Source organism: Pseudarthrobacter sp. 05T312 (assembly GCF_056396685.1).
In genome coordinates, this window is sequence record NZ_JBFTLY010000010.1 from 15,776 (window position 1) to 36,985 (window position 21,210).

A 21,210-nucleotide genomic window follows, 5' to 3' on the forward strand; every position below is an offset into this window, starting at 1 on the left:
TTCTTTCTGCTGGCCGCAGGCTGTCCGCTTCCGCAGTCACGGAAACGAGCACGCCCAAGGCACACGACTGCCGGCCGTTAGGCGCGGTCTTATCTATTCTAGCCCCTTCGGGCCGTTCTGCCCGAAACCGGGGGGCTGCTGCCCTGCATCAGCCACCCGGTCCGGCTTACTTATCGCGGTTGCCCGCGGCGTCGGAGACGATGTCGATGCGCCAGCCTGTCAACTTGGCCGCCAGGCGGGCGTTCTGGCCCTCCTTGCCGATGGCCAGGGACAGCTGGTAGTCCGGGACCACAACCCGGGCGGAGCGCGTGGCCTCGTCCGTGATGGTGACCGAATTCACGCGCGACGGCGACAGGGCGCTGGCAATGAACGTTGCCGGGTTCTCGCTGAAGTCGACGATGTCGATCTTTTCGTCGTTCAGTTCGGTCATGACGGCCCGGACGCGGGAGCCCATTTCACCGATGCAGGCACCCTTGGCGTTGATCCCCGGGGTGTTGGCCTTCACGGCGATCTTGGTCCGGTGCCCGGCTTCGCGGGCCAGTGCCACGATTTCCACCGAGTGGTCGGCAATTTCGGGCACTTCGAGTTCGAAGAGCTTGCGGACCAGGCCCGGGTGCGAGCGGGACAGCGTCACGGACGGGCCCTTGGTGCCGCGGTGCACATCGATGACCAGGGCGCGGAGCCGGTTGCCGTGGATGTACTTTTCGCCGGGAACCTGTTCGGGCGGCGGCAGGAGCGCCTCCAGCGATCCAAGGTTGACCTGGATCATGTGCGGGTTGTTTCCCTGCTGGATGGTGCCGGAGACCAGTTCGCCTTCGCGGCCCTTGAATTCGCCCAGGACGTTATCGTCCTCCACGTCGCGGAGCCGCTGCAGGATGATCTGCCGTGCGGTGCTTGCGGCGATGCGGCCGAACCCTTCGGGGGTGTGCTCGAATTCACCGATGGGGGCGCCGTCGTCGTCAATTTCGACAGCCCAGATGGTGACGTGGCCGCTCTTGCGGTCCAGTTCGGCGCGCGCTTTTTCGAAGGCGCCGGGCGACTTGTGATACGCCACCAGGAGCGCCTGCTCGATGGTGGGGATCAGGAGGTCCAGCGGGATTTCACGCTCACGCTCCAAAAGTCTCAGTGCGCTCATGTCAATATCCATCAGGCCTCCTCGGAAGGTCCATTGTGTTCAGGTTCCAGACCATCCTCCGGGAGGTGGCTGAATTCGATCTCGACTTTTCCGTTGCGGATCCTGTCGAAAGGAAGCGTTACTGGTTCACCCTGCCGGGGCTTCATGCCCTTCTTGACGGGCACTTCGGGGATGAGCGTCACTCCCCCGCCGTCCACCGCCTGGATGCGGCCGGTGACGTTTTCGCCCTGGAGGACGTTGACCTTGACCATCCGGCCGCGGGCGCGGTGCCAGTGCCGGGGTTCGGTCAGGGGACGCCCGACGCCGGGTGAGGACACTTCGAGGTCATAGGGGCGGCCGTCGTCGTTGGGGTCGTTGTCCAGGACATCGGAGAGCACCCTGGAGATATCCGCAATGACGTCCAGGCTGACTCCGCCGGTCTCTTCCTGCGGCAGGTCCACCACCACGTGGACCACGCGGTGGGAGCCGGGGATGATGGCTACATCCTCCAGGTAAAGGCGGTTGGCCTGGACGGCGGGTTCCAGGAGGGCCCGGAGCCGGGCGGCTTCGGGATTGTGGGCCGGCGCGGATCCGCTTCCCGTACCGGTATGGTCTGGTGAAGCTGTGGCTTCTGCATTGCTCACGATGCCGGCCGCCCTCCCTATAGATGATGTGGTGTTTACTAGCGTAGCTATTTTACCGGCCCAGTGGTGCACCCGGGTGCCCCCTCGGCGTGACACCATGGTCTGTTGTGAATGACCGCCGCCAGGACCCCAAGCACAGCATGCGCCCGTTCGGGTATGCCGTCCTTGCCCTTGCCGCCCTGGTTGTCCTGAGCCTCGGTTTTGCCCTGATTCCCGCGGAAAAACCAGCACCTGCCGGGCCGCCGTTTTCCGAGCGGGCCCGCGCGGCGGCCTTGGGTGCGGTCCTGGAGATGCGCACCGCGGGATTGGCCCTCGCATCAGCAGACACCGCTCAATCCACTGCGCTGGGCCCTGTTGTGACCTTGCTGACCATCCAGGCCAGGGCCCTGATGGCCCCGTCCCCGTCCGCACCCACGGAGGCTTCCCCGCCACCGGCAGCGGCATCGCCGTCCGCGGACGCCGGTCCCCACAACACCGTGGAGCTGGTGCGGGCCCTTGCCGGCAGCGGGACATCCCGCCTCAAGGACGCGGAAACGGCCGACGGCGGCATGGCCCGGCTTCTCGCTGGCACCGGCACCGCACAGCTCCTCGCCGCCGCCCGGCTGGCTTCCGCGGCGGGCGTTCCCGTGCCGCAGGAAACGGCAGGACCCGGCACCGAAGGCCAGGCAGCGGCACCGGCCGCGTCGCCGTGCCCGTCTCCATCCACTCCGGCTGCCGCGCCGGCTTCCGCTGTTTCATTCCCCGCCGCCTTGGCCGCCGCCGTGTCCGCCGAACAGCAGGCCGTCTACGGCTACCAGGCAGCGCTCCCCCGCCTCGCCCCCGCCGACGCCGGCCCGGCGTCGGAATTCCTGGGTGCGCACCAGCAACTGGCTGGCGCGGCGGTGGAACGCCTGCGGCTGGCCTGCGGCACGGACGTACCGCAACAGCCCGGGTACGTCCTTGATCCCGGTTTCCTGGCTGCCCCGGCAGCGGCGCTGGGCAGGCTTGAGGCGGCCACGTTGGTGGCCTACGGCGACCTGGTGGCGGCAGCGCAGGGCCAGGACCGGAAGTGGGCGCTGGCAGCCCTTCAGTCAGCCGCAGCCCGCGCCCTGCAGTGGGGTGCGGATCCGGGGCCCGTTCCGGGCCTCGCCCTGGACGCAGGGCAACTGCCGGCCCTTCCCGCCGGGGCCGGCCGTGCTGCTGGATCCCGGCCCTCGCCGTCGTCCGCTGCATCCTGAACCCCGTCCGGAACGGCGCATCTTTCCGGCCCGGAATCCAGGCCCGCAAGGAAGACCATCTGGAGGGTGGCGTTGGGCGGCCCGGGATGGTTTGCTGAAGGGATGAACGGGGACGAACCGGCCGAACTTCCGGAACCCACGGCAGCCGGCCGGGGCCTGGACCGGCACCTTGAGGCGGAACCGCACGGTGATGACACTGCGCACCGGCTCAACTGGCTGCGTGCCGGTGTCCTCGGGGCCAACGACGGCATCGTCTCGGTTGCCGCGATCGTGGTGGGCGTGGCCGGGGCCACCCCCGAAGTGGCCCCCATCCTCACCGCGGGTGTGGCCGGCGTAGTGGGCGGCGCAGTGTCCATGGCGCTGGGCGAGTACGTATCCGTCAGCAGCCAAAGCGACAGCCAGCGGGCGTTGATCGAGAAGGAACGGCGTGAGCTGGCCGAGGATCCGGAAGCGGAACTGGCGGAGCTGGCCGCCATCTACCAGGAGAAGGGCCTTACCGCCGAAACGGCAGCCAAGGTTGCCAGGGAGCTGACGGCCCACGACGTCCTGGCGGCGCATCTGTCCGCCGAACTCAACATCGACGAAGCTGACATCGTCAGCCCGTGGCATGCCGCCTTTGCTTCAGCAATCGCCTTCACCATCGGGGCCATCCTGCCCATGCTGGCCATCCTGCTGCCGCCGCCGGGCATCCGGGTACCACTCACGTTCATCTCGGTACTGGTGGCCCTGGCATTGACGGGCGCCCTCGGGGCCTGGATTGGCGGCGGGTCGAAGACCCGGGCAGCAGTACGGGTGGTGGTGGGCGGTGCCCTTGCGCTGGCGGCGACGTTCGTGATCGGCAACCTGCTCGGCGCCTCCGGTGTTGTCTGATCCCGCTGTGCCACGCCCCATGGCGCCGGCGGTCCCCATTCCGCCAGGGCTCGCTGCCCGCTATGCGCGCAGCAGCGCCGGCCGGGACTGGCTTGGCAGCCTTCCGGGCCTGCTGGCCGACCGCCTGGAGCAGTGGCACCTGGAGGTGGACCTCGAGCAAGGCAGCCTTCCGTGGAGCGGCCACGGCGCCCTCGTGGTCCCGGTGCGGCAGGACGACGGATCCCCCGCGGCGCTCAAAATCGCTTTCCCCCACGACGAGGCCCAAGTGGAGCGGCATGCGCTGGCATTATGGGGCGGCCGCGGCGCCGTTCTCCTGCTGGCCTCGGACGGCGCATCGTGTGCCATGCTGCTGGAGCGCCTTGAGGCCGGCCGCTCTCTGGCCGCCCTGCCGATGGATGAAGCCGTGCACGTGTGGGGCGGACTGGTACGGGAACTGGGGCTGGTCCCGGACCGCCGCCCGGAGTGGCAGGAATTCAGCCACATCGCCGCCCGGGCCGAGCAATGGAGCGACGACCTTCCCGCTGACTGGGACCAACTGGGCCGCCCTTTTCCCAGGTGGCTGTTGGAGGCGGCCCTGGAGGTGTGCCAGACGCGCGGCGCAGTGGGACGCAGGTCCGCACACGATGTCCTGGTCCACACCGACCTGCATTTCGACAACGTCCTGGCGCGGCCGGGAACGGCGGCGGCAACTCCGGCCGGCTACGCGGCGATCGACCCCCAGCCCATGATCGGCGAGCCCGGATTCGCGGTTGCTCCACTGCTGTGGAACCGCCTCAAAGACCTCCCTGCGGGCCGGCCGGGCCCTGCGCTGGTGGAGCGCTGCCATGACTTCAGCACCGCCGCCGGGCTGGACCCGGACGCGGCCCGGGAGTGGGCCATCGCCAGGGAAGTTGACAACGCGCTGTGGTACGCCCGGAACGGCCACCGTGGCGACCTGGCCCGCTCGCTCTGGGTGGCGAGCACCCTCGCGGGGAACACCCTGGCGGACCTTCCGCATCCACATTCCCTTCCGGAGCCCGGACAGGGCGGATAGGGTCCGGCGCCGCAGGAGTACGTTAAGCCGGGTCCTTCACGGCGGCCAGGGCTGACCGGACAGCGTCCACTGCCGTGTCCACGTCCTCCCCCGCCGTGTGCCAGTTGCTCACAGATACCCGGAGGATGTCCCGGTCCCGCCAGTGCGAACCGGACATCCAGACTTTTCCCTCCTCGATGATGCGGGCGGTGACCGCGCGGGTAGTGTCATCGTCCCCGAACGCCAGGCACACCTGGGTGTAGCCGACGTCGTTGAGGACCTCCACCCCGTCCAGAGCCGCCAGCCCCTCCGCGATGGCCCTGGCCGCAGCGGCCAGGCCGCCCACCTGTGCCGCCACACCGTCCCGGCCCAGGCTTTTCAGCGCCGCCCATACCGGCACGCCCCGCGCCCGCCGGGACAGCTCCGGGACCTTCTCGAAAGGATCTCCGGGGCCTTCGGCGTCGTGCACCAAATAGCTCGCGTGCAGTCCCATCGCGGCCCGCAGTGCAGACGGGTCCCGGACGATGGCGATGCCGCAGTCGTAGGGAACGTTCAAGGTCTTGTGGGCATCCGTGCCCCACGAGTCCGCTTCTTCAAATCCCTGGGTGAGGTGCCGCAGTTCGGGCGCGGCGGCCGCCCACAGGCCGAAGGCCCCATCGATGTGGACCCAGGCGCCATGTTTGCGCGCCACGGCGATGGCTTCGGGAAAGGGATCGAAGGCGCCGGAATGCAGGTTGCCGGCCTGCAGGCACACCAGCGCCGGACCGCTCCCGGAGGCAAGGGCAGCATCCAGCGCGGCCGGCACCAGGCGGCCCTGCCCGTCGGCATCGACCTGCGTGGGCTGCCCAAGCCCCAGGTACCGCAGTGCGACGTCCACGGTGTCATGCCGCTCCCGGCCCACGAAACAGCGGATCCGGGGTGCGCCGGACAGCCCGTCCCGGTCAAGGTCCCAGCCCGCGTCGGCCAGCAGCCGCCAACGGGCAGCGGCCATCCCGGTGAAGTTGGCCATGGTGGCGCCGGTGACGAAGCCGACGTCGGCCGTGGACGGCAGGCCCAGCAGTTCCAGCAGCCAGTGCCCGGCGCTGTCCTCGATGGCGGCGGTGGCGGGGGTGGCGTAGCGCAGGCACGCGTTCTGGTCCCAGGCGCTGACCAGCCAGTCCGAGGCGAGGGCGGCCGGCAGGGTACCGCCAATGACCCAGCCGAAAAACCTGCCCGAAGGCATGGCCATGAGGCCGGGCTCGGCGTGCGTGGCCAGGAAATCGATCACTTCAGCGGCCGGGACGCCCGCTTCGGGAAGCGGGCCGCCGAACACCCCGCCAAGGTCTGACGCATGAAGCCGCGGTCCCACGGGGCGGTGCCGGAGGCTGGCCAGCCAGGCCTGCGAGTGTCCCGCTGCGGCCGCCAGGGCCGCGGCATAGTCGTCATCGCCGTGTGCCATACCTGCATGCTACGCCGGGCGTGCGTGTGCCACGAGGACGAGTTTCCGGCCGGGATCAGGCGAAGTTTTCCTGCCAGACGTCGTAGCCGAGTTTGACGATCAAAGCCGCGACAACCACCAGGAAGACCACCCGCACAAACTTGCTGCCCTGCTGCACGGCGGTCCGCGCTCCCAGGTAGCCGCCGGCCATGTTCGCCGCGCCCAGCAGCAGGCCGATCCCCCACAGAATGGACCCGTGCGGCGCAAAGAACAGCAGTGCCCCGGCGTTGGTGGCCATGTTGACGATTTTTGCCTTGGCACTCGCCTCCAGGAAGGCGTACCCCATGGCGGACACCAGTGCGATGACCAGGAAGGATCCCGTCCCGGGCCCGATGAGTCCGTCATAGAAGCCGATCACGGCACCGATGATGCAGGCGACGACGTAGTGGCGGTGGCCTTCGTGCCGGAGCGCCGTCAGTTCACCGACATTCGGTTTGAGGGCGGTGAAAAGCGCGACGGCGACCAGGGCCACCACGATGATGGGCTTGAAGACTCCGGCCGGCAGGGTGGCCGCCAGGCTGGCTCCGCCGAAGCTGCCCGCCAGGGCAATGACGGCCATGGGGACGGCCGTGCGGAGGTCCGGCCCCACTCTCCGGTAGTACGTCGCAGCGCTGGTGGCGGTCCCGAAGATGGAGCCCATCTTGTTGGTAGCAAGGGCCTGGACGGGCGCGATGCCCGGAACCAGGAGCAGCGCCGGAAGCTGGATGAGTCCTCCGCCGCCCACCACCGCGTCAACCCAGCCTGCTGCGAATCCAGCCACCACAATCAGGATGATCGTGGTGAGCTGGATTGACTCGAAGCCGGAGATCACTGGTTGCGGACGGCGTTGACCACGTAGTCGACGGCCTTGTCCACCGCGATGTTCTCGGCCTGACCGCTGCGGCGGTCCTTGATCTCCACCACGCCGTCCACCAGGCCGCGGCCCACTGCCAGGATGGTGGGGACGCCCACCAGTTCGGCGTCGCCGAACTTCACGCCGGGCGAGACCTTGGGGCGGTCGTCGTAGATGACAGAGAGGCCTGCTGCTTCAAGGTCTGCCGAGAGCTTCTCCGCTGCCTGGAAGATGTCCTCACCCCGGCCTACTGCCACCACGTGCACATCGGCAGGGGCCACGGTGCGGGGCCAGACCAGTCCGCGGTCGTCATGATTGGCCTCAGCCAGCGCGGCCACGGCGCGGGTGACACCGACGCCGTAGGAACCCATGGTGACCACGACCTGCTTGCCGTTCTGGTCCAGCACCTTCAGGTCCAGGGCTTCGGCGTACTTGCGGCCCAGCTGGAAAATGTGGCCCATTTCGATGCCGCGGGCGGTTTCGAGGGGGCCGGAGCCGTCCGGAGAGGGATCGCCGGCGCGGACTTCGGTGCACTCGATGACGCCGTCCCACGTGAAGTCGCGGCCTGCCACGAGGCCGAAGACGTGCTTGCCGGCCTGGTTGGCGCCGGTGATCCAGGCGGTACCGCGGACCACCCGCGGGTCCACCAGGTACAGGAGCTTTGTTGCGCTTTCGGCGCCGAGAAGTGCCTGGTCCAGGTTCAGGCCCGGGCCCAGGTAGCCCTTGACGATCAGCGGCTGCTTTTTGAGGTCCTCCTCGCCGGCCTGCTCGAGTCCGATCTCGCCCGCGATGGGCAGGAACGCACCAATGTTTGCTTCGACGCGCTTGAGGTCCACGGCCCGGTCGCCCGGGACGCCGATAACCACCAGCTGCCGCTCGCCCGTCGGCAGGGTGACGGCGAGGACCACGTTCTTGAGCGTGTCAGCCGCAGTCCAGGCGCCGCCGTCGGCCTCCGCCCGCGGGGCGATGTGGTTGGACGCGGCAACCAGGGTATCGATGGTGGGGGTGTCCGGGGTGTCCAGGACTGCCGCGGCCGGGGCGTTGGTGAAGTCGAGCTCCTCGGGAACCACCGTGGTGACAGCCTCCACGTTGGCCGCGTAGCCGCCCGCGGAGCGGACGAAGGTGTCCTCGCCGATCTCGGTGGGGAACAGGAATTCCTCGCTCCTGGACCCGCCCATTGCGCCGGCGGTGGCTGCCACCGGCACAACTTCGAGCCCCAGGCGTTCGAAGATCTTCAGGTAGGCGGCGCGGTGCGCCGAGTAGCTGGCATCCAGGCCGGCGTCGTCCACGTCGAAGGAGTAGGAATCCTTCATGATGAATTCGCGGCCGCGGAGGAGTCCGGCGCGGGGGCGCGCCTCGTCCCGGTACTTGTTCTGGATCTGGTAGAGGCTCAGCGGCAGGTCCTTGTAGGACGAGTACAGGTCCTTGACCAGGAGCGTGAACATCTCCTCGTGCGTGGGCGCCAGCAGGTAGTCTGCGCCCTTGCGGTCCTGCAGCCGGAACAGCCCTTCGCCGTACTCGGTCCAGCGGTTGGTTGCCTCATACGGTTCCCTGGGCAGCAGCGCCGGGAAGTGGACTTCCTGGGCGCCGATGGCAGCCATTTCCTGGCGGATGATCTCCTCGACCTTGCGCAGGACGCTGAGCCCCAGCGGCAACCAGGTGTAGATGCCGGGGGCGGCGCGGCGGATGTAGCCGGCGCGGACCAGGAGTTTGTGGCTGGCGACCTCGGCATCGACGGGGTCTTCGCGCAGCGTGCGCAGGAAAAGCTGGGACAGTCGTAGGACCACGGGTGGTTTCCGTTTCTGGGGAAGTGCTGGGTCAGCAGGGCCGGACAATTCGTCTGGGTACTAATCTACCGGCAGAGAACGGACCGTACGGACTGGCGGGCCGGCAGCCGCCCCGGCCACGCCGGGGAAACAGTAGAGCCACGCCCGGGAATGCAAAGCCCCTGGCCCCCCAATAGGGCTGGTCATCGCATCCGGGCGTGGCTCGACGCCGTTATCGCCTGAGTACTGGTGAGGACTGGTGAGACCGCCCACCCCACTTCCAGCGCAGCTAGATCGAACTTATGTGATCGTGCGCACGTTTGACAAGTGTTTTTATTTTTCGGAATCCGCTTGCCCCGGCTCCCGGGCGGGCATAGCTTTAATTCACCAGGTGATGAATTAGCGGGAAAATTCCGCGCCCCGCCTGGCGGAACGTCCGGAGGCAGCTATGTCCCATTCCGCAGCATCCATGTCATCCACCGTCGACGTTCCCGCGGTGGTTGCCACGGCTCTTTCTGTCAGGCTACGCAGGCGGGCTGTCCTTCACGCTTTGGACTTCAGCATCCCGGCCGGACGTATCACCGGACTCCTGGGACCCTCCGGCAGCGGTAAGACAACCTTGATGCGGACCATTGTGGGAGCTCAACGTATCGCCGGCGGCACCGTGAACGTCCTGGGTCTTCCTGCCGGAACGCCGGCCCTGCGGCGGCAGGTGGGTTACGTCACCCAGTCCCCCAGCGTCTATCCGGACCTGACCGTTGAAGCAAATGTCCGCTATTTCGGCGCCATGCACCGGAAAGGGAAAGCCGACGTAGCAGAGGCGATTGCCGCCGTCGGACTTGAACCGCTGACCCGAAGGAAGGCCGCGGACCTGTCCGGTGGCCAGCTCAACCGGGTATCGCTGGCTTGCGCCCTGGTGGCGCATCCCCGGCTGCTGGTGCTGGATGAACCTACAGTTGGGCTGGATCCGGTCCTGCGGGCCGATCTTTGGGACCGGTTCCGCGCCATGGCAGAAACAGGAACCACGTTATTAGTTTCGAGCCACGTCATGGAAGAGGCCAGCCGCTGCGAAACACTGCTGCTGTTGCGCGAAGGCCGGCTTCTGGCCCAGCTGACTCCTGCTGAACTGGGCCAACGGGGACACAGCAGCAACCTGGAGCAGGCGTTCCTGGCCATCATCCGGGAGCAGGAGACCCACGACGGCAGGCCCTCTCCGAACCGGCGCACTGGCAGCGGCGAGGGAGCCGGCCTGGAACAGAAAGGGAGCGTGCGGTGATGGACATCCGGATGATGATGGCCACAGCCCGCAGGGTGCTCAGCCAGCTGCGGCACGACCATCGCAGCATCGCCCTGATCCTGGTGGTCCCGGCCCTGCTGCTCGCAGCCGTGTACTTCCTCTACGAAAACGAAACGCTCCCGCCGGGGATGCCACGGACGTTCGACCGTGTCGGCCTGATGATGCTTGCCATCTTCCCCTTCGTGGTGATGTTCCTGGTTACGTCCATCACCATGCTGCGGGAGCGAACCTCCGGGACGCTGGAGCGGCTGCTGACCACCCCCCTGCACAAAGCCGACCTGCTGTTCGGCTACGGCGTCGCATTTTCCATCATGGCGGCGTTGCAGTCGTTGGTGGCCACCGCGGTGGCCTACTGGATCTTCGGACTGGATATCTCGGGAGCCCCGGGCTATGTGGTACTGATCGCAGTCATTAACGCCGTCCTGGGCGTGGCACTGGGCCTGTTCTGTTCGGCGTTTGCCAGGACGGAGTTCCAGGCAGTCCAGTTCATGCCGGTAGTGGTGGTGCCACAAATCCTGCTGTGTGGGCTGTTCGTTGCACGTGACCGGATGAACGATGTACTCGAAGCAACCTCCAACGTCCTGCCGCTGACCTATTCAGTTGACGCCCTCCAGGAAGTCGCTTCCCACCCGGAGGCAACCGATAGGTTGTGGCAGGATGCGGGCACCATGACAGCCATCGCGCTGGGCGTCCTGGTCCTCGCCGCGCTCACCCTCCGCCGGCGTTCCCCGTGACGATGCGGGACCGAGGCGCTGCTGCACCGGAAGCCGGGCCAGGCATGCCCCGCAAGGGACGCAGGCGCGGCACGACGGAATCCCGCGACCACATCCTGGACACTGCGCGGCAACTGTTCGCCGAGCATGGCTTCGACGGCACCAGCCTGCGCCAGGTGGCACGCGCCGCGGGAGTCGATCCGGGCATGATCCACCACTACTTCAGTGGCAAGGACGAACTTTTCGCCCTTAGCGTCGAACTTCCAGCCGATCCGGACCAGGTGCTGGCCGGCGTGGCAGGCTCGGAACCGGACCAGCGGGCCGAACTGATAATTCGTGCTGTTCTCCGGCTGTGGGAAAGCCCTGCCCAGGCGGCCCTGATGGCCTTCCTCCGTGGAACGATCGGTTCAACGGCCAGGACCGCGGCCCTGAGGGAAATGGTGTCCCGGAGGGTAATCAACAGGATCATGACCTCCGTTCCCGGAACGCCTGAGGAGGTGGCGCTGCGCGGAAACCTGGTGGCAACCCAAATAGTGGGCCTGATGATGGTCCGTTACGTTGTTCGTCTGGAGCCGCTGGCGTCGGTCCCGCCCGATGAAGTAGTACGGCTTGTTGCGCCCAACGTCCAACGGTACCTCTCGGGCCCACTGCGTTGAGGGAGCCCGGCCACCCTCGACCGCCGGTGTTTACTTGACCAGCGCGCCCGCCGCCTCGAGGAGCGCCCCTGCCCGCTGCACGGCGTCGGCCTCGCTGGCCCCACCGGAAGCCACCGAGGTAAGCACCACGCCCTGCTGGACAACCTGTGCCGTGACCGTCGACTGCTTCTGGCCGTTCGGCAGGGCGGTGTCGGTGCGGTAGGCAAAGGTGCCGGGCCGGCTGCTGACTCCCTGCAGCGCCGTGACGTTGACGGCCACCTCCATCCCCGAGGCTGTCATGGTCATGGAGGAGCACTTTGCCAGTTGGTCCTGCTGGCCCTTGAGCCTGGCAAGGAAGCTTTGGTCCAGGCCGGACACCAGGGAGAGCGCAGTGACGGCGCCTGTGGCAGCGTCGGTGCTCATGCCCACGGCCATGGCGGCGCCGTCGACGGACGGGACAGTACTCGCGGCGGCGAGTTCCTTGCACTCGGCCGGCTTGACGTCGATAGAGGCAAGCATGGCCTTCGTTTGTTCCAGCGTGGTGGCAATGTCTGCGCTGGGCAGGACGGTCAGCCTCCGGTCGGCGGCGTCCCTCACCTGCCCGACGATGGTTGCGAGCTCCCCGGCCGTGTACGCCTTGGCAGTCGGCGTGGGTGTTGGGGTTGGCGTGGGGGTGGTGGCAACAGTTGTGGCGGACCCGGCAGACGCTGCCGGCGTGGACCCGGCCGCTTTCGGTTCGGGTGTTCCACCACAGGCGGAGACTGCTGTGGCAAGAAGGACAGAAACCGCGAAAGTTCCCAGCACCGACGTCTTCAATTTTCCCCCAATATTCTCTTCTGGCGGCGATCGCCGCTAGAAGAGAACTGTAGCGAAGGTGCCTACCTGGCGGAAGCCTACGCGTTCGTAGGTGGACCGCGCCCTGGTGTTGAATCCGTTGACATAGAGGCTGGTCACGGGGGCCAGCTGCTGGGCCTTTTCCACTACCGCGGACATGTAGCCGGCGCTCAGCCCCTGGCCGCGGAAGACCGGGTTCATCCACACCCCCTGGACCTGGGTGACGAGTTCCGTGACCGCCCCAAGCTCGGCCTTGAAAACCACGTCCCCCTTGTCGTTGAGGTGGACCATGGAGTGTCCCTGCCTGATGAGGCCCTCCACGCGGCGGCTGTAGAACTCCCGGCCGCCCAGGTAGGGCGAATAGCCCACCTCTTCCTCGAACATGGCGGCGCAGGCGGGCAGGATGCGGTCGAAATCGGCGAGGTTTCCCAGGCCCAGGCCAGGGTTGGGCTGTACCAACGCCGGTCCCTCAATAACCATCAGGGGCTGGTCGGCACGGACCTCGTGGGCCCGGTGGCCCAGCTCCGCGAGTTGGGCATGGAGTGCAAGCACCGCGTCAGCGGGCCCAAAAGCGGACGCATACCGGCGCCCGGAACTGTTGGCGGCCTCGGCCACCAGCGGGGCCAGGACGGGGTCAAGCTGGACCGGAACCAGGTTGGCTCCAGCCCAGCACGCGCCGGTGAGGATGCCGTCGTCGAAGACCCCGATGACCCCGGCCCCACCGCTGGTGGGCGCCGCCGTCCCCGTGGCACGGAGATGCGCCAGGATGAATACGTTGGCAACCGGATCCCGCTGGGCCAGCAATGCCAGCGCGGGGGTGTCCTGGCCGTCAAGGGTACGGACAGAAAGCCCCGCGGGGTCTGCCGCGTCCCTACGAGACGCTAACCACGGGGCTACCTTTGACAGCATCTTCGCCATCGGCCTCCCCCATCTCTTCCGCGATACGCATAGCCTCTTCGATCAGTGTCTCAACAATTGCGCTCTCGGGAACAGTCTTGATGACCTCGCCCTTAACGAAGATCTGCCCCTTGCCGTTGCCTGAGGCGACCCCGAGGTCAGCCTCGCGCGCTTCACCGGGCCCGTTCACGACGCAGCCCATGACCGCCACGCGCAACGGGATCTCCATCCCTTCGAGGCCGGCGGTGACCTGCTCGGCCAGGGTGTATACGTCCACCTGGGCGCGGCCGCAGGAAGGGCAGGACACGATTTCAAGCTTGCGGGGCCGCAGGTTCAGCGACTGGAGGATCTGGTTGCCTACCTTGATTTCCTCCACCGGCGGCGCGGAGAGGGACACCCGGATGGTGTCGCCGATGCCGCGGGAGAGTAGCGCCCCGAACGCTGTGGCGGACTTGATGGTGCCCTGGAAGGCAGGCCCGGCTTCGGTGACGCCGAGGTGCAGGGGCCAGTCGCCTTTTTCGGCGAGCATCTCGTAGGCGGCCACCATGATGACGGGGTCGTTGTGCTTCACGGAGATCTTGAAGTCGTGGAAGCCGTGTTCCTCAAACAGCGAAGCTTCCCAGACCGCCGATTCGACCAGCGCTTCGGGGGTGGCCTTGCCATACTTCTTGAGGATGCCTGGTTCCAGCGAGCCGGCGTTGACTCCGATGCGGATGGAGGTGCCGTGGTCCTTGGCCGCGGCGGCGATTTCCTTGACCTGGTCATCGAACTTACGGATATTTCCGGGGTTCACGCGTACTGCCGCGCACCCGGCCTCGATGGCCGCGAAGACGTACTTTGGCTGGAAGTGGATGTCCGCGATGACGGGGATCTGGGACTTCCGGGCGATGATGGGCAGCGCTTCGGCATCGTCGGCGGACGGGCAGGCTACGCGCACAATGTCGCAGCCGGACGCCGTGAGTTCGGCGATTTGCTGCAGGGTGGCGTTGATATCCGTGGTGGGCGTGGTGGTCATGGACTGCACGCTGATGGGGAAATCAGATCCGACGCCTACCGAGCCGACTTTGATTTGGCGCGTCTTGCGGCGGGGGGCAAGGACGGGCGGTGGTGCTGACGGCATTCCCAGGCTGACCGAGGTCACGTGGACTCCTTGAGTTGAAAGGGCAGAAAAGCGGCTACGCGGCGATCCCGGCCAGCATGCCGGTGACCGGGGACCATTCCGTGATGCGGGTTCCGGCAATCACGCCGGCTTCGGCGAAAGGATCCTGCTTGAGGATCGAGTTGAGGGCGGCTTCGTCTGATGCCTTGAAGATCAGCAGGGCACCCGCGCCGTCGCCGTAGGGTCCGCTGGCCACGATGACGCTGTCCTGCGCCAGTCCGCCCGTCCATTCCCGGTGCGCGGGGCGGACCTCGTTGCGGGTTTCGGTGGAGTTGGCGGCATAAACGTACTCAACGGCAAAAACTGTCATACCGCTACCCTATCGCCATGGCGGGCCTGGTACCGTCCCAATCCCCAATACCGGAGGACGTGCCGGGCCGGAGTGCACGCCTGCACCGGGGGCTCCAGTCAGTGCAGGAAGAGGACTTTGGCCGCGGCAGCGGTGCCGGCCGCCCAGAGCATGGAAGTGAGCGTCCCGATGATGAAACGCTCGGCGGCTACCGGCGTCTCCTTCAGTTCGGCGAACCTGCCCAGGCCCTTGATGGCCACGATGTAGGCGATGGCCACGGGCTGGCCGGTGAGGATGGCCAGGCACACCCCCAGCCGCTCCAGCACGCCGATAATGGCCCCGCCGCGGAGGATGCGCTGGCTGGGTGCGGCGGGTCCGCCTGCGGTGTCGTTCGACGGCGTCCGGCCGGGAGGGGCGGTCAGCTCGTTGTCCACCGCCTGGCCGCCTCCGCTTCCGGCGTCGGGGACGGGGACGGCGTCCAGGGTGACGTCAGCCGAGGCGTCCTCCTCCGCAGCCCGGGCTTCCCCGGCGGCCTTGGCGGCATCGGCCTTGTCGTCGATGGTCCGGGCGAGCCTGAAGACCAGCGCGGTCACCGGCCAGCCGGCGAAACCTGCCACCACCAAGGCCACTGCCACCCACAGTGCGGTCACCTGTCTCCTTCAATCCGGTCCACCGGCTTCTGGCCGGCCGGGACATCCTTCCGGCCTGGCGCATCCTCCGGGGACTGGCCGACCCGGGAATCGGCAAACCCAAGAAGCATGGACGCGGCAGGCCTGGCTGCCCATTCTTCCTGCCACCCGGAGCGGATTACGGTCCGGCTCACCGATTGCTCCGAGATTCCGAGTTCAATCGCCACGTGCTTCTGGCTTCCGTGCCGGCCTTGCCCCTGCCCGGGGGTGCCCAGGCGGCGCAGGGCATCCACTACCCGCCACTGGGCCTGCGTGCGGTCCTGGACGAGCCTGCCGAGCAGCCTGAGAACTGCTTCCGCATTGGCGCATGCCTGCACCCCTTCCCCGGCGGCGCCCTTGGCCGCTTCTCCAGCCATAATGCCGGGCACCACTGACAGCGGCACCTGGGATCCGGCTCCTTTGGCATGCTCGACCGCCCGGCGGGCGGCAACGAAGGCCGTTCCGGTGCCTTCCCGGGGGCTGGCATGGGGCGGCAGGGCTACAGTTCCGACGCCGATTCCGACGTACCAGCGCCCCTCCCGGAGCGCGTGCAGGGCTATCTCCACCACGGCGGCCGCGTCCCGCACGACGCCCTGGACCTCATCCCCCACGGAGCGGTCGAAGATGGGCTTGTCCGTTCCCGGCAGTTCGAGGCGTGCCAGCTGTTCAAGCAGGGCCGGTACGCGGTCCTGGTCTGCAGTGCTTCCCCGCTGGTCGATCGTCATGACAAACATGCCTCAACCATAGACGGTTGATGCCAGACAATCAATCAGATTTGACTGATTTCTCGAAGTCAACCATGAGGGGGCGATCAGCCGAACAGATTGACCGGCTTGACGATGTCCGCGTAGATCAGCAGCGCACTCATGCCCATCAGCAGGGCAGCGACCACGTAGGTGACGGGAAGCAGTTTGGCGATATCGAACGCCCCCGGGTCCGGCCGTCCGCGCAGCTTTGCCACCCTGCGCCGGGCACCCTCGTACAGGGCGCCGGCGACGTGGCCGCCGTCCAGCGGCAGGAGCGGGACGAGGTTGAACACCGCGAGTGCGAAGTTCAGGCCGGCCAGCAGGCCAACGAGGGTTGCCACCCGGGACTGCATCGGAACAGCCTCCATGGCCGCCACCTCGCCTGCCACCCGGCCGACGCCCACCACGCTGATGGGGCCGTTGGGGTCGCGCGGCTCTTCGCTGAACGCAGCCTTGGCCACCCCCACTACGCGGGCAGGCAGGTTGAGGACTACGCCGGCCACCTGGCGGATGTTCTCCCCCGCCATGGGCAGGACGGACGACGCCGGCTGGGGCACCAGTGCGGTCTGGGCACCGATGCCAAGGAATCCAACGTCCTGGTACTGGAGGTTGCCGGCGGCGTCGGTGGCCTGGCGGCCATCGCTTCCCATCACCGGCCGGGCCGACAGCACCGGCGTCACGGTGGTGGACACCGTTTGGCCGTCCCGCTGCACCGTAATGGCCACCTCCTTGCCGGCGGACGCGCGGATCCACTCCGTCAACTGGTCCCACCGGGTGACGGGCTTTCCGTCGAAGGAGGTAATGGTGTCATTGGGCTTCAGGCCTGCCGCGGCGGCGGGCGTCAGCTGGCAGTCGGCGGAGTTCGGATCAACGGTTTGTCCCGCCGCCACCTGGCATTTGGAGACGTCGGAAATGGTGGTGGTGGCTGTGGCAACACCGAACCCCATCAGCAGCACGGCGGTGAGCAGCACGCCCAGGATAATGTTCATGGCCGGGCCGCCCAGCATGACAATGACTTTCTTCCAGACGGGCAGCCGGTAGAAGACCCGGTTTTCATCGCCCGGCCCCACTTCCTCGTGGGCCATGGAACGTGCCTCGGTGGCCAACGTCTGGAACATGCCGGTGCTGGAGGGCCGGACCGAGCCGTCCTCCTTGTTGGGCGGGTACATGCCGATCATCGAGACGTAGCCGCCCAGCGGCACGGCCTTCACGCCGTACTCGGTCTCGCCCTTCCGGCGCGACCAGAGCGTCGGCCCGAACCCGATCATGTACTTGGTGACACGGACCTTGAAGAGCTTTGCGGGGACCAGGTGCCCCACTTCGTGGAGCGCGATGGACACGGCAATGCCAAGGGCGACGAAGACGACGCCGAGGATGAAAAGTAGGACAGGGGTCATGGAGGTGCTGCTGCTTCCTAGAGACTGCTGACTGCTAAACGTTCATGGGCCCGGGCACGTGCCCAGCTTTCAGCATCCAGCACCGAATCCACCGTCAGCCCGGAGGACCCTGAGTGTTCGCTGAGCACGCTGTCCACGGTATCGACGATGTCGGTGAACCGGATCCGGCCGGAATGGAACGCCGTGACCGCTTCCTCATTGGCTGCGTTGAAGACAGCCGGATAGGTGCTCCCCTGCTTGGCGGCGTCCTTGGCCAGTCCGACGGCAGGGAATGCTGCGGTGTCCAGCGGTTCGAAGGTCCACGCCGCGGCCTGGGTCCAGTCGCAGGGGCTGGCTGCCTTGGGCACACGGGCGGGCCAGCCGAGCCCCAGCGCGATGGGCAGGCGCATGTCCGGCGGGGAGGCCTGGGCGATGGTGGAGCCGTCCACGAACTGGACCATGGAGTGGACCACGGACTGGGGGTGCACCACGACGTCGATCCGGTCCAGCGGAATATCGAACAACAGGTGCGCCTCAATGACCTCCAGGCCCTTGTTCACCAGCGTGGCGGAGTTGGTGGTGACCATGACTCCCATGTCCCACGTGGGGTGGGCCAGGGCCTCCTGCGGGGTGACGGCGTGGAGTTCCGCCCGGCTCCGGCCACGGAACGGTCCCCCGGATGCGGTGAGGATGAGCTTGTCCACCTCCGCGGCGGTGCCGGAGCGCAGGCACTGGGCAATGGCCGAGTGCTCCGAATCCACCGGGACAATCTGGCCTTCGCGCGCCCCTGCCTTGACCAGGCTGCCACCCACGATCAGGGATTCCTTGTTGGCAAGGGCCAGGGTGGCTCCGGACTTGAGGGCCGCGAGGGTGGGGGCCAGGCCGATTGACCCGGTGATGCCGTTGAGCACCACGTCCGCTTCCATCGCCGCGATGCGGGCGGAGGCGTCCGGGCCCGCCACGATCTCCGGCCGGTACCCCTGGCGGCCTGCCGCAGCAGCGGCGTCGCCGATCAGCGCTGCCAGCCGGGCAGGATCCCCGCCGGCAATCCCCACCGCGGCGGCGCCGGTGTGGACCGCCTGCTGCGCCAGGAGTTCCAGGTTGCCGCCCCCGGCGCTGAGGGCCACTACGTCGAACAGGTGCGGGGCGCCGTCGACGACGTCAATCGCCTGGGTGCCGATGGAACCGGTGGATCCGAGGAGGACGATTCTGCGTGGCTGCATCCTTTAAGTATCCCGCACCCTCCACGGCTCCGTGCGCCCGGCCAGTTGGGAGCAGGAAAGCACCCACCCGGCCCTGACCTGCTGTTGGACCCTTGACCGGCACGGGGCCGCGCGTAACGTGGAAGGCGTGGACTGGCTGTGGTGGTTTGATGCGCCGGAATACCAATTCGCCCGGCAGGTGCTGCAACGGGGTGTCGCGGCGCTCTATTTCGTGGCGTTCCTGTCCACCCTGAACCAGTTCCCCGCCCTGCTCGGCGAGCGCGGGCTGCTGCCGGTGCCGGCGCTCGTGGCCGGGTTCAGCCGGTTGCGGCGCCCGACGCTGTTCCGCTGGCGGTACTCGGACGGGCTGCTGCGCGGAGTTTGCGCCGCCGGCCTGGTGGTGTCGGCGCTGCTGGTGGCCGGGATCCCGCAGCTGGGCCCGCCCTGGGTGCCGCTGCTTGCGTTCCTGTCCCTGTGGCTGCTGTACATGTCCATCGTGAACGTGGGGCAGACTTTCTACGGGTTCGGCTGGGAAATGCTGCTCCTGGAGGCGGGTTTCACGGTGGGCTTCCTGGGTTCCAACCAGACGGAGCCGCCCCGGACCATCCTGGTCCTGACCGTGTGGCTGGTGTTCCGGCTGGAGTTCGGCGCGGGAATGATCAAGATCCGCGGCGGCAGGGAGTGGCGCGACCTGACCGCCCTGTACTACCACCATGAAACCCAGCCCATGCCCGGGCCGTTGAGCCGGCAGGCGCACCTGCTGCCCAGGCCGCTGCACCGGATCGAGGTGGTGGGCAACCACATCGCCCAGCTGGTGGTGCCGTTCCTGCTGTTCGCACCCCAGCCGGTGGCGGGCGTCGCTGCTGGGGTGGTGGTGGTGACCCAGCTGTGGCTGGTGGCCAGCGGCAACTTCGCCTGGCTCAACTGGATGGCGATCGTGCTGGCGTTCGCGGCCGTCAGCGACCCCGTGGCGCACGCCGTGTTTCCGGCCATCCCCGCGGACTGGAGCGCCGCCACGGGCGCCAGGCCGGAAACCCCGCTGTGGTGGCTGGCCGTCACCCTGGCGGCGTCGGTCCTGCTGCTGGTGCTGAGCTACTGGCCGTTGCGGAACCTCTTCTCCCGCCGGCAGCTGATGAACGCCAGCTTCAACCGGTGGCAGCTGGTCAATGCCTACGGGGCGTTCGGCACGGTGACCAAACAGCGCATCGAGATCGTGGTGGAGGGCACGCTGGATGAGGATCCCGATGACGGTTCGGACTGGCGCGAGTACGGCTTTAAGGGCAAGCCGGGGGACGTCCGCCGGATCCCTCGGCAGTGGGCCCCCTACCACCTGCGGCTGGACTGGCTGATGTGGTTCCTGCCCCTGCGGACGGTGCACGAGGAATGGTTCTACGCCTTCCTGGGCAAGCTGCTGGCGGCGGACCGGCAGATGTTGCGGCTGCTGCGGAAGGACCCGTTCGACGGCGCCGCGCCACGTTGGGTGCGCGTGCGCAGCTTCCATTACCGCTTCGCCGGCCGGAAGGAGTTCCGGGAAACGGGGAACCGCTGGGTACGGACGCTGCTGTATGAGCCGATCCCGGCCACGTCCCTCCGGCGGCCGGAGGGACGGCAGCGGTAGTTATGCCTCCACGGCGGCGCGCCGGACGATCTCCTGGGCGTGCTTGAGGATGGGGCCGTCGATCATTTTGCCCTGGTACTTGAAGACCCCGGAGCCCGCCGACGCGGCAGCGTCCAGCAGGGCGGTAGCTGCGGCCACCTCATCGGCCGAGGGCGCATAGGCCTTGCGGACCACGGCTGCCTGGCTGGGATGGATGCAGGCCTTGGAACTGAAGCCGGAGGCGACGGCGTCGGCCGCTTCCGCAGCCAGCCCGTCGAGGTCCGGGATGTTGGTGTACACGGCGTCCACTGCTTCCTTGCCGTGGGCGCGCGCTGCCAGGAGCACTGACGAGCGGGCGTGCAGCGCCACTGCCCGGTAGCCGCCGTCGTCCGTCCGGCTGGACGTACCGCCCAGGGAAGCCAGCAGGTCCTCGGCCCCCCACATCAGGCCCACCACGTTGGGGGCAGCAGCGATGGCAGGGGCGTTGAGCACACCCAGGGCCGTTTCGCACAGCGCAATCACCTGGTAGCCCTCCAGCGCCTTGAGCTGGTCGGCCGATTCCGCCTTGGCCAGCATGATGGTGCGGTAGGGCGTGTGCGCCAGGCAGTGCAGGTCCTTTTCGAAATCCTCGGTGCCCACGGGGTTCACCCTGACGATGGTGCAGCTGGGCTCAAGCTCGGGTTCCACGCCGGTGGTTCCCAGTTGGGCCAGGATGGCGCCGCGGGCCCGCTGCTTGTCCGCCGGCGCCACCGCGTCCTCGAGGTCCAGGATGACCGCGTCCGCCCGGGCCGCGGCCTTTTGGTAGCGCTCGGGACGGTCGGCGGGGCAGAAGAGCAGGGCGGGGCCCATCACAAAGGTCATAAGG

21 protein-coding genes are annotated in these 21,210 nt (G+C 67.7%); 7 read left to right on the forward strand and 14 right to left on the reverse strand.

The window, feature by feature from the left end; all coding sequences use genetic code 11:
- Positions 1-166: 166 nt before the first annotated feature.
- Complete coding sequence (nusA, locus tag AC1DIP_RS13720; RefSeq protein WP_457949314.1) at positions 167-1,147, reverse strand: transcription termination factor NusA; 981 nt, start codon at positions 1,145-1,147, stop codon at positions 167-169.
- Entirely contained in the window at positions 1,147-1,758 is a 612-nt protein-coding gene (locus tag AC1DIP_RS13725) for a ribosome maturation factor RimP (RefSeq protein WP_476210295.1), read from the reverse strand. The genes nusA and AC1DIP_RS13725 overlap by 1 nt, the downstream gene beginning before the upstream one ends.
- A 107-nt stretch (positions 1,759-1,865) precedes the next feature.
- Here AC1DIP_RS13725 and AC1DIP_RS13730 point away from each other — a divergent pair, with 107 nt between their 5' ends.
- From AC1DIP_RS13730 to AC1DIP_RS13740, 3 genes are all read left to right on the forward strand, one after another.
- Positions 1,866-2,975, forward strand: coding sequence for a DUF4439 domain-containing protein (locus AC1DIP_RS13730; protein WP_477734061.1), 1,110 nt, complete (start codon positions 1,866-1,868; stop codon positions 2,973-2,975).
- A 102-nt stretch (positions 2,976-3,077) separates the two neighbouring features.
- Positions 3,078-3,845 carry a VIT1/CCC1 transporter family protein gene (locus AC1DIP_RS13735; RefSeq protein WP_476210291.1) on the forward strand — a complete coding sequence of 256 codons (768 nt, stop codon included), beginning with the start codon at positions 3,078-3,080 and terminating at the stop codon, positions 3,843-3,845.
- A 19-nt stretch (positions 3,846-3,864) separates the two neighbouring features.
- A complete protein-coding gene (locus AC1DIP_RS13740) occupies positions 3,865-4,878 on the forward strand; it encodes an aminoglycoside phosphotransferase family protein (protein WP_476211864.1) in 1,014 nt (337 codons plus the stop codon).
- Between the two features lie 22 nt (positions 4,879-4,900).
- Here AC1DIP_RS13740 and AC1DIP_RS13745 read toward each other — a convergent pair whose 3' ends face one another.
- Genes AC1DIP_RS13745 through AC1DIP_RS13755 form a run of 3 tightly spaced genes read right to left on the reverse strand, consistent with a single transcriptional unit; the run spans position 4,901 to position 8,953 of the window.
- The gene (locus tag AC1DIP_RS13745; protein ID WP_476210289.1) at positions 4,901-6,295 is read right to left on the reverse strand and encodes a pyridoxal-dependent decarboxylase; all 1,395 of its coding nucleotides are present in this window, start codon (positions 6,293-6,295) and stop codon (positions 4,901-4,903) included.
- A gap of 55 nt (positions 6,296-6,350) precedes the next feature.
- Positions 6,351-7,145, reverse strand: a complete 795-nt coding sequence (locus AC1DIP_RS13750; RefSeq protein WP_476210288.1) for a TSUP family transporter — start codon at positions 7,143-7,145, stop codon at positions 6,351-6,353.
- The gene (locus tag AC1DIP_RS13755; RefSeq protein WP_476210287.1) at positions 7,142-8,953 is read right to left on the reverse strand and encodes a proline--tRNA ligase; all 1,812 of its coding nucleotides are present in this window, start codon (positions 8,951-8,953) and stop codon (positions 7,142-7,144) included. Before AC1DIP_RS13755 ends, AC1DIP_RS13750 begins: the two co-directional genes overlap by 4 nt.
- Positions 8,954-9,380: 427 nt before the next feature.
- On the opposite strand from AC1DIP_RS13755, the gene AC1DIP_RS13760 reads away from it, so the two are divergent.
- The 3 genes from AC1DIP_RS13760 to AC1DIP_RS13770 are packed head-to-tail and all read left to right on the forward strand — an operon-like array spanning position 9,381 to position 11,598.
- Entirely contained in the window at positions 9,381-10,208 is an 828-nt protein-coding gene (locus AC1DIP_RS13760) for an ABC transporter ATP-binding protein (RefSeq protein WP_477734062.1), read from the forward strand.
- Positions 10,208-10,963 carry an ABC transporter permease gene (locus tag AC1DIP_RS13765; protein ID WP_476210284.1) on the forward strand — a complete coding sequence of 252 codons (756 nt, stop codon included), beginning with the start codon at positions 10,208-10,210 and terminating at the stop codon, positions 10,961-10,963. The genes AC1DIP_RS13760 and AC1DIP_RS13765 overlap by 1 nt, the downstream gene beginning before the upstream one ends.
- Positions 10,964-11,007: 44 nt before the next feature.
- On the forward strand, positions 11,008-11,598 hold the full coding sequence (locus tag AC1DIP_RS13770; protein WP_476210283.1) for a TetR/AcrR family transcriptional regulator: 591 nt from the start codon (positions 11,008-11,010) through the stop codon (positions 11,596-11,598).
- A 30-nt stretch (positions 11,599-11,628) separates the two neighbouring features.
- Here the strand turns inward: AC1DIP_RS13770 and AC1DIP_RS13775 are convergent, their stop codons facing one another.
- The 8 genes from AC1DIP_RS13775 to dxr form a co-directional block, all read right to left on the reverse strand.
- Positions 11,629-12,393: a hypothetical protein gene (locus AC1DIP_RS13775; RefSeq protein ID WP_476210282.1), complete on the reverse strand. Its 765-nt coding sequence runs from the start codon at positions 12,391-12,393 to the stop codon at positions 11,629-11,631.
- 36 nt (positions 12,394-12,429) lie between these two features.
- Positions 12,430-13,320 carry a GNAT family N-acetyltransferase gene (locus AC1DIP_RS13780; RefSeq protein WP_477734123.1) on the reverse strand — a complete coding sequence of 297 codons (891 nt, stop codon included), beginning with the start codon at positions 13,318-13,320 and terminating at the stop codon, positions 12,430-12,432.
- On the reverse strand, positions 13,283-14,449 hold the full coding sequence (gene ispG, locus AC1DIP_RS13785; protein WP_018771945.1) for a flavodoxin-dependent (E)-4-hydroxy-3-methylbut-2-enyl-diphosphate synthase: 1,167 nt from the start codon (positions 14,447-14,449) through the stop codon (positions 13,283-13,285). The genes AC1DIP_RS13780 and ispG overlap by 38 nt, the downstream gene beginning before the upstream one ends.
- Positions 14,450-14,483: 34 nt before the next feature.
- On the reverse strand, positions 14,484-14,777 hold the full coding sequence (locus tag AC1DIP_RS13790; RefSeq protein WP_387560272.1) for a YciI family protein: 294 nt from the start codon (positions 14,775-14,777) through the stop codon (positions 14,484-14,486).
- A 98-nt stretch (positions 14,778-14,875) separates the two neighbouring features.
- Positions 14,876-15,406, reverse strand: a complete 531-nt coding sequence (locus tag AC1DIP_RS13795; RefSeq protein WP_477734063.1) for a hypothetical protein — start codon at positions 15,404-15,406, stop codon at positions 14,876-14,878.
- Positions 15,403-16,158, reverse strand: coding sequence for a MarR family transcriptional regulator (locus AC1DIP_RS13800; protein WP_477734064.1), 756 nt, complete (start codon positions 16,156-16,158; stop codon positions 15,403-15,405). The genes AC1DIP_RS13795 and AC1DIP_RS13800 overlap by 4 nt, the downstream gene beginning before the upstream one ends.
- A gap of 77 nt (positions 16,159-16,235) precedes the next feature.
- Entirely contained in the window at positions 16,236-17,567 is a 1,332-nt protein-coding gene (locus AC1DIP_RS13805; protein WP_477734065.1) for a M50 family metallopeptidase, read from the reverse strand.
- A gap of 17 nt (positions 17,568-17,584) precedes the next feature.
- Positions 17,585-18,769, reverse strand: a complete 1,185-nt coding sequence (dxr, locus tag AC1DIP_RS13810; protein ID WP_477734066.1) for a 1-deoxy-D-xylulose-5-phosphate reductoisomerase — start codon at positions 18,767-18,769, stop codon at positions 17,585-17,587.
- A 127-nt stretch (positions 18,770-18,896) separates the two neighbouring features.
- Here dxr and AC1DIP_RS13815 point away from each other — a divergent pair, with 127 nt between their 5' ends.
- The gene (locus AC1DIP_RS13815; RefSeq protein WP_477734067.1) at positions 18,897-20,366 is read left to right on the forward strand and encodes a lipase maturation factor family protein; all 1,470 of its coding nucleotides are present in this window, start codon (positions 18,897-18,899) and stop codon (positions 20,364-20,366) included.
- Here AC1DIP_RS13815 and AC1DIP_RS13820 read toward each other — a convergent pair whose 3' ends face one another.
- Positions 20,367-21,206, reverse strand: a complete 840-nt coding sequence (locus tag AC1DIP_RS13820) for an aldolase/citrate lyase family protein (protein WP_476210274.1) — start codon at positions 21,204-21,206, stop codon at positions 20,367-20,369.
- Positions 21,207-21,210 lie beyond the last annotated feature (4 nt).

Excerpts from the sequence above, each read along its gene's own strand:
- nusA (WP_457949314.1), bottom strand. The coding sequence starts at position 1,147 with ATGGATATTGACATGAGCGCACTGAGACTTTTGGAGCGTGAGCGTGAA.
- AC1DIP_RS13735 (WP_476210291.1), top strand. The coding sequence starts at position 3,078 with ATGAACGGGGACGAACCGGCCGAACTTCCGGAACCCACGGCAGCCGGC.
- AC1DIP_RS13740 (WP_476211864.1), top strand. The coding sequence starts at position 3,865 with ATGGCGCCGGCGGTCCCCATTCCGCCAGGGCTCGCTGCCCGCTATGCG.
- AC1DIP_RS13745 (WP_476210289.1), bottom strand. The coding sequence starts at position 6,295 with ATGGCACACGGCGATGACGACTATGCCGCGGCCCTGGCGGCCGCAGCG.
- AC1DIP_RS13760 (WP_477734062.1), top strand. The coding sequence starts at position 9,381 with ATGTCCCATTCCGCAGCATCCATGTCATCCACCGTCGACGTTCCCGCG.
- AC1DIP_RS13765 (WP_476210284.1), top strand. The coding sequence starts at position 10,208 with ATGGACATCCGGATGATGATGGCCACAGCCCGCAGGGTGCTCAGCCAG.
- AC1DIP_RS13770 (WP_476210283.1), top strand. The coding sequence starts at position 11,008 with ATGCCCCGCAAGGGACGCAGGCGCGGCACGACGGAATCCCGCGACCAC.
- AC1DIP_RS13780 (WP_477734123.1), bottom strand. The coding sequence starts at position 13,320 with ATGCTGTCAAAGGTAGCCCCGTGGTTAGCGTCTCGTAGGGACGCGGCA.
- AC1DIP_RS13790 (WP_387560272.1), bottom strand. The coding sequence starts at position 14,777 with ATGACAGTTTTTGCCGTTGAGTACGTTTATGCCGCCAACTCCACCGAA.
- AC1DIP_RS13800 (WP_477734064.1), bottom strand. The coding sequence starts at position 16,158 with ATGTTTGTCATGACGATCGACCAGCGGGGAAGCACTGCAGACCAGGAC.
- AC1DIP_RS13805 (WP_477734065.1), bottom strand. The coding sequence starts at position 17,567 with ATGACCCCTGTCCTACTTTTCATCCTCGGCGTCGTCTTCGTCGCCCTT.
- dxr (WP_477734066.1), bottom strand. The coding sequence starts at position 18,769 with ATGCAGCCACGCAGAATCGTCCTCCTCGGATCCACCGGTTCCATCGGC.
- AC1DIP_RS13820 (WP_476210274.1), bottom strand. The coding sequence starts at position 21,206 with ATGACCTTTGTGATGGGCCCCGCCCTGCTCTTCTGCCCCGCCGACCGT.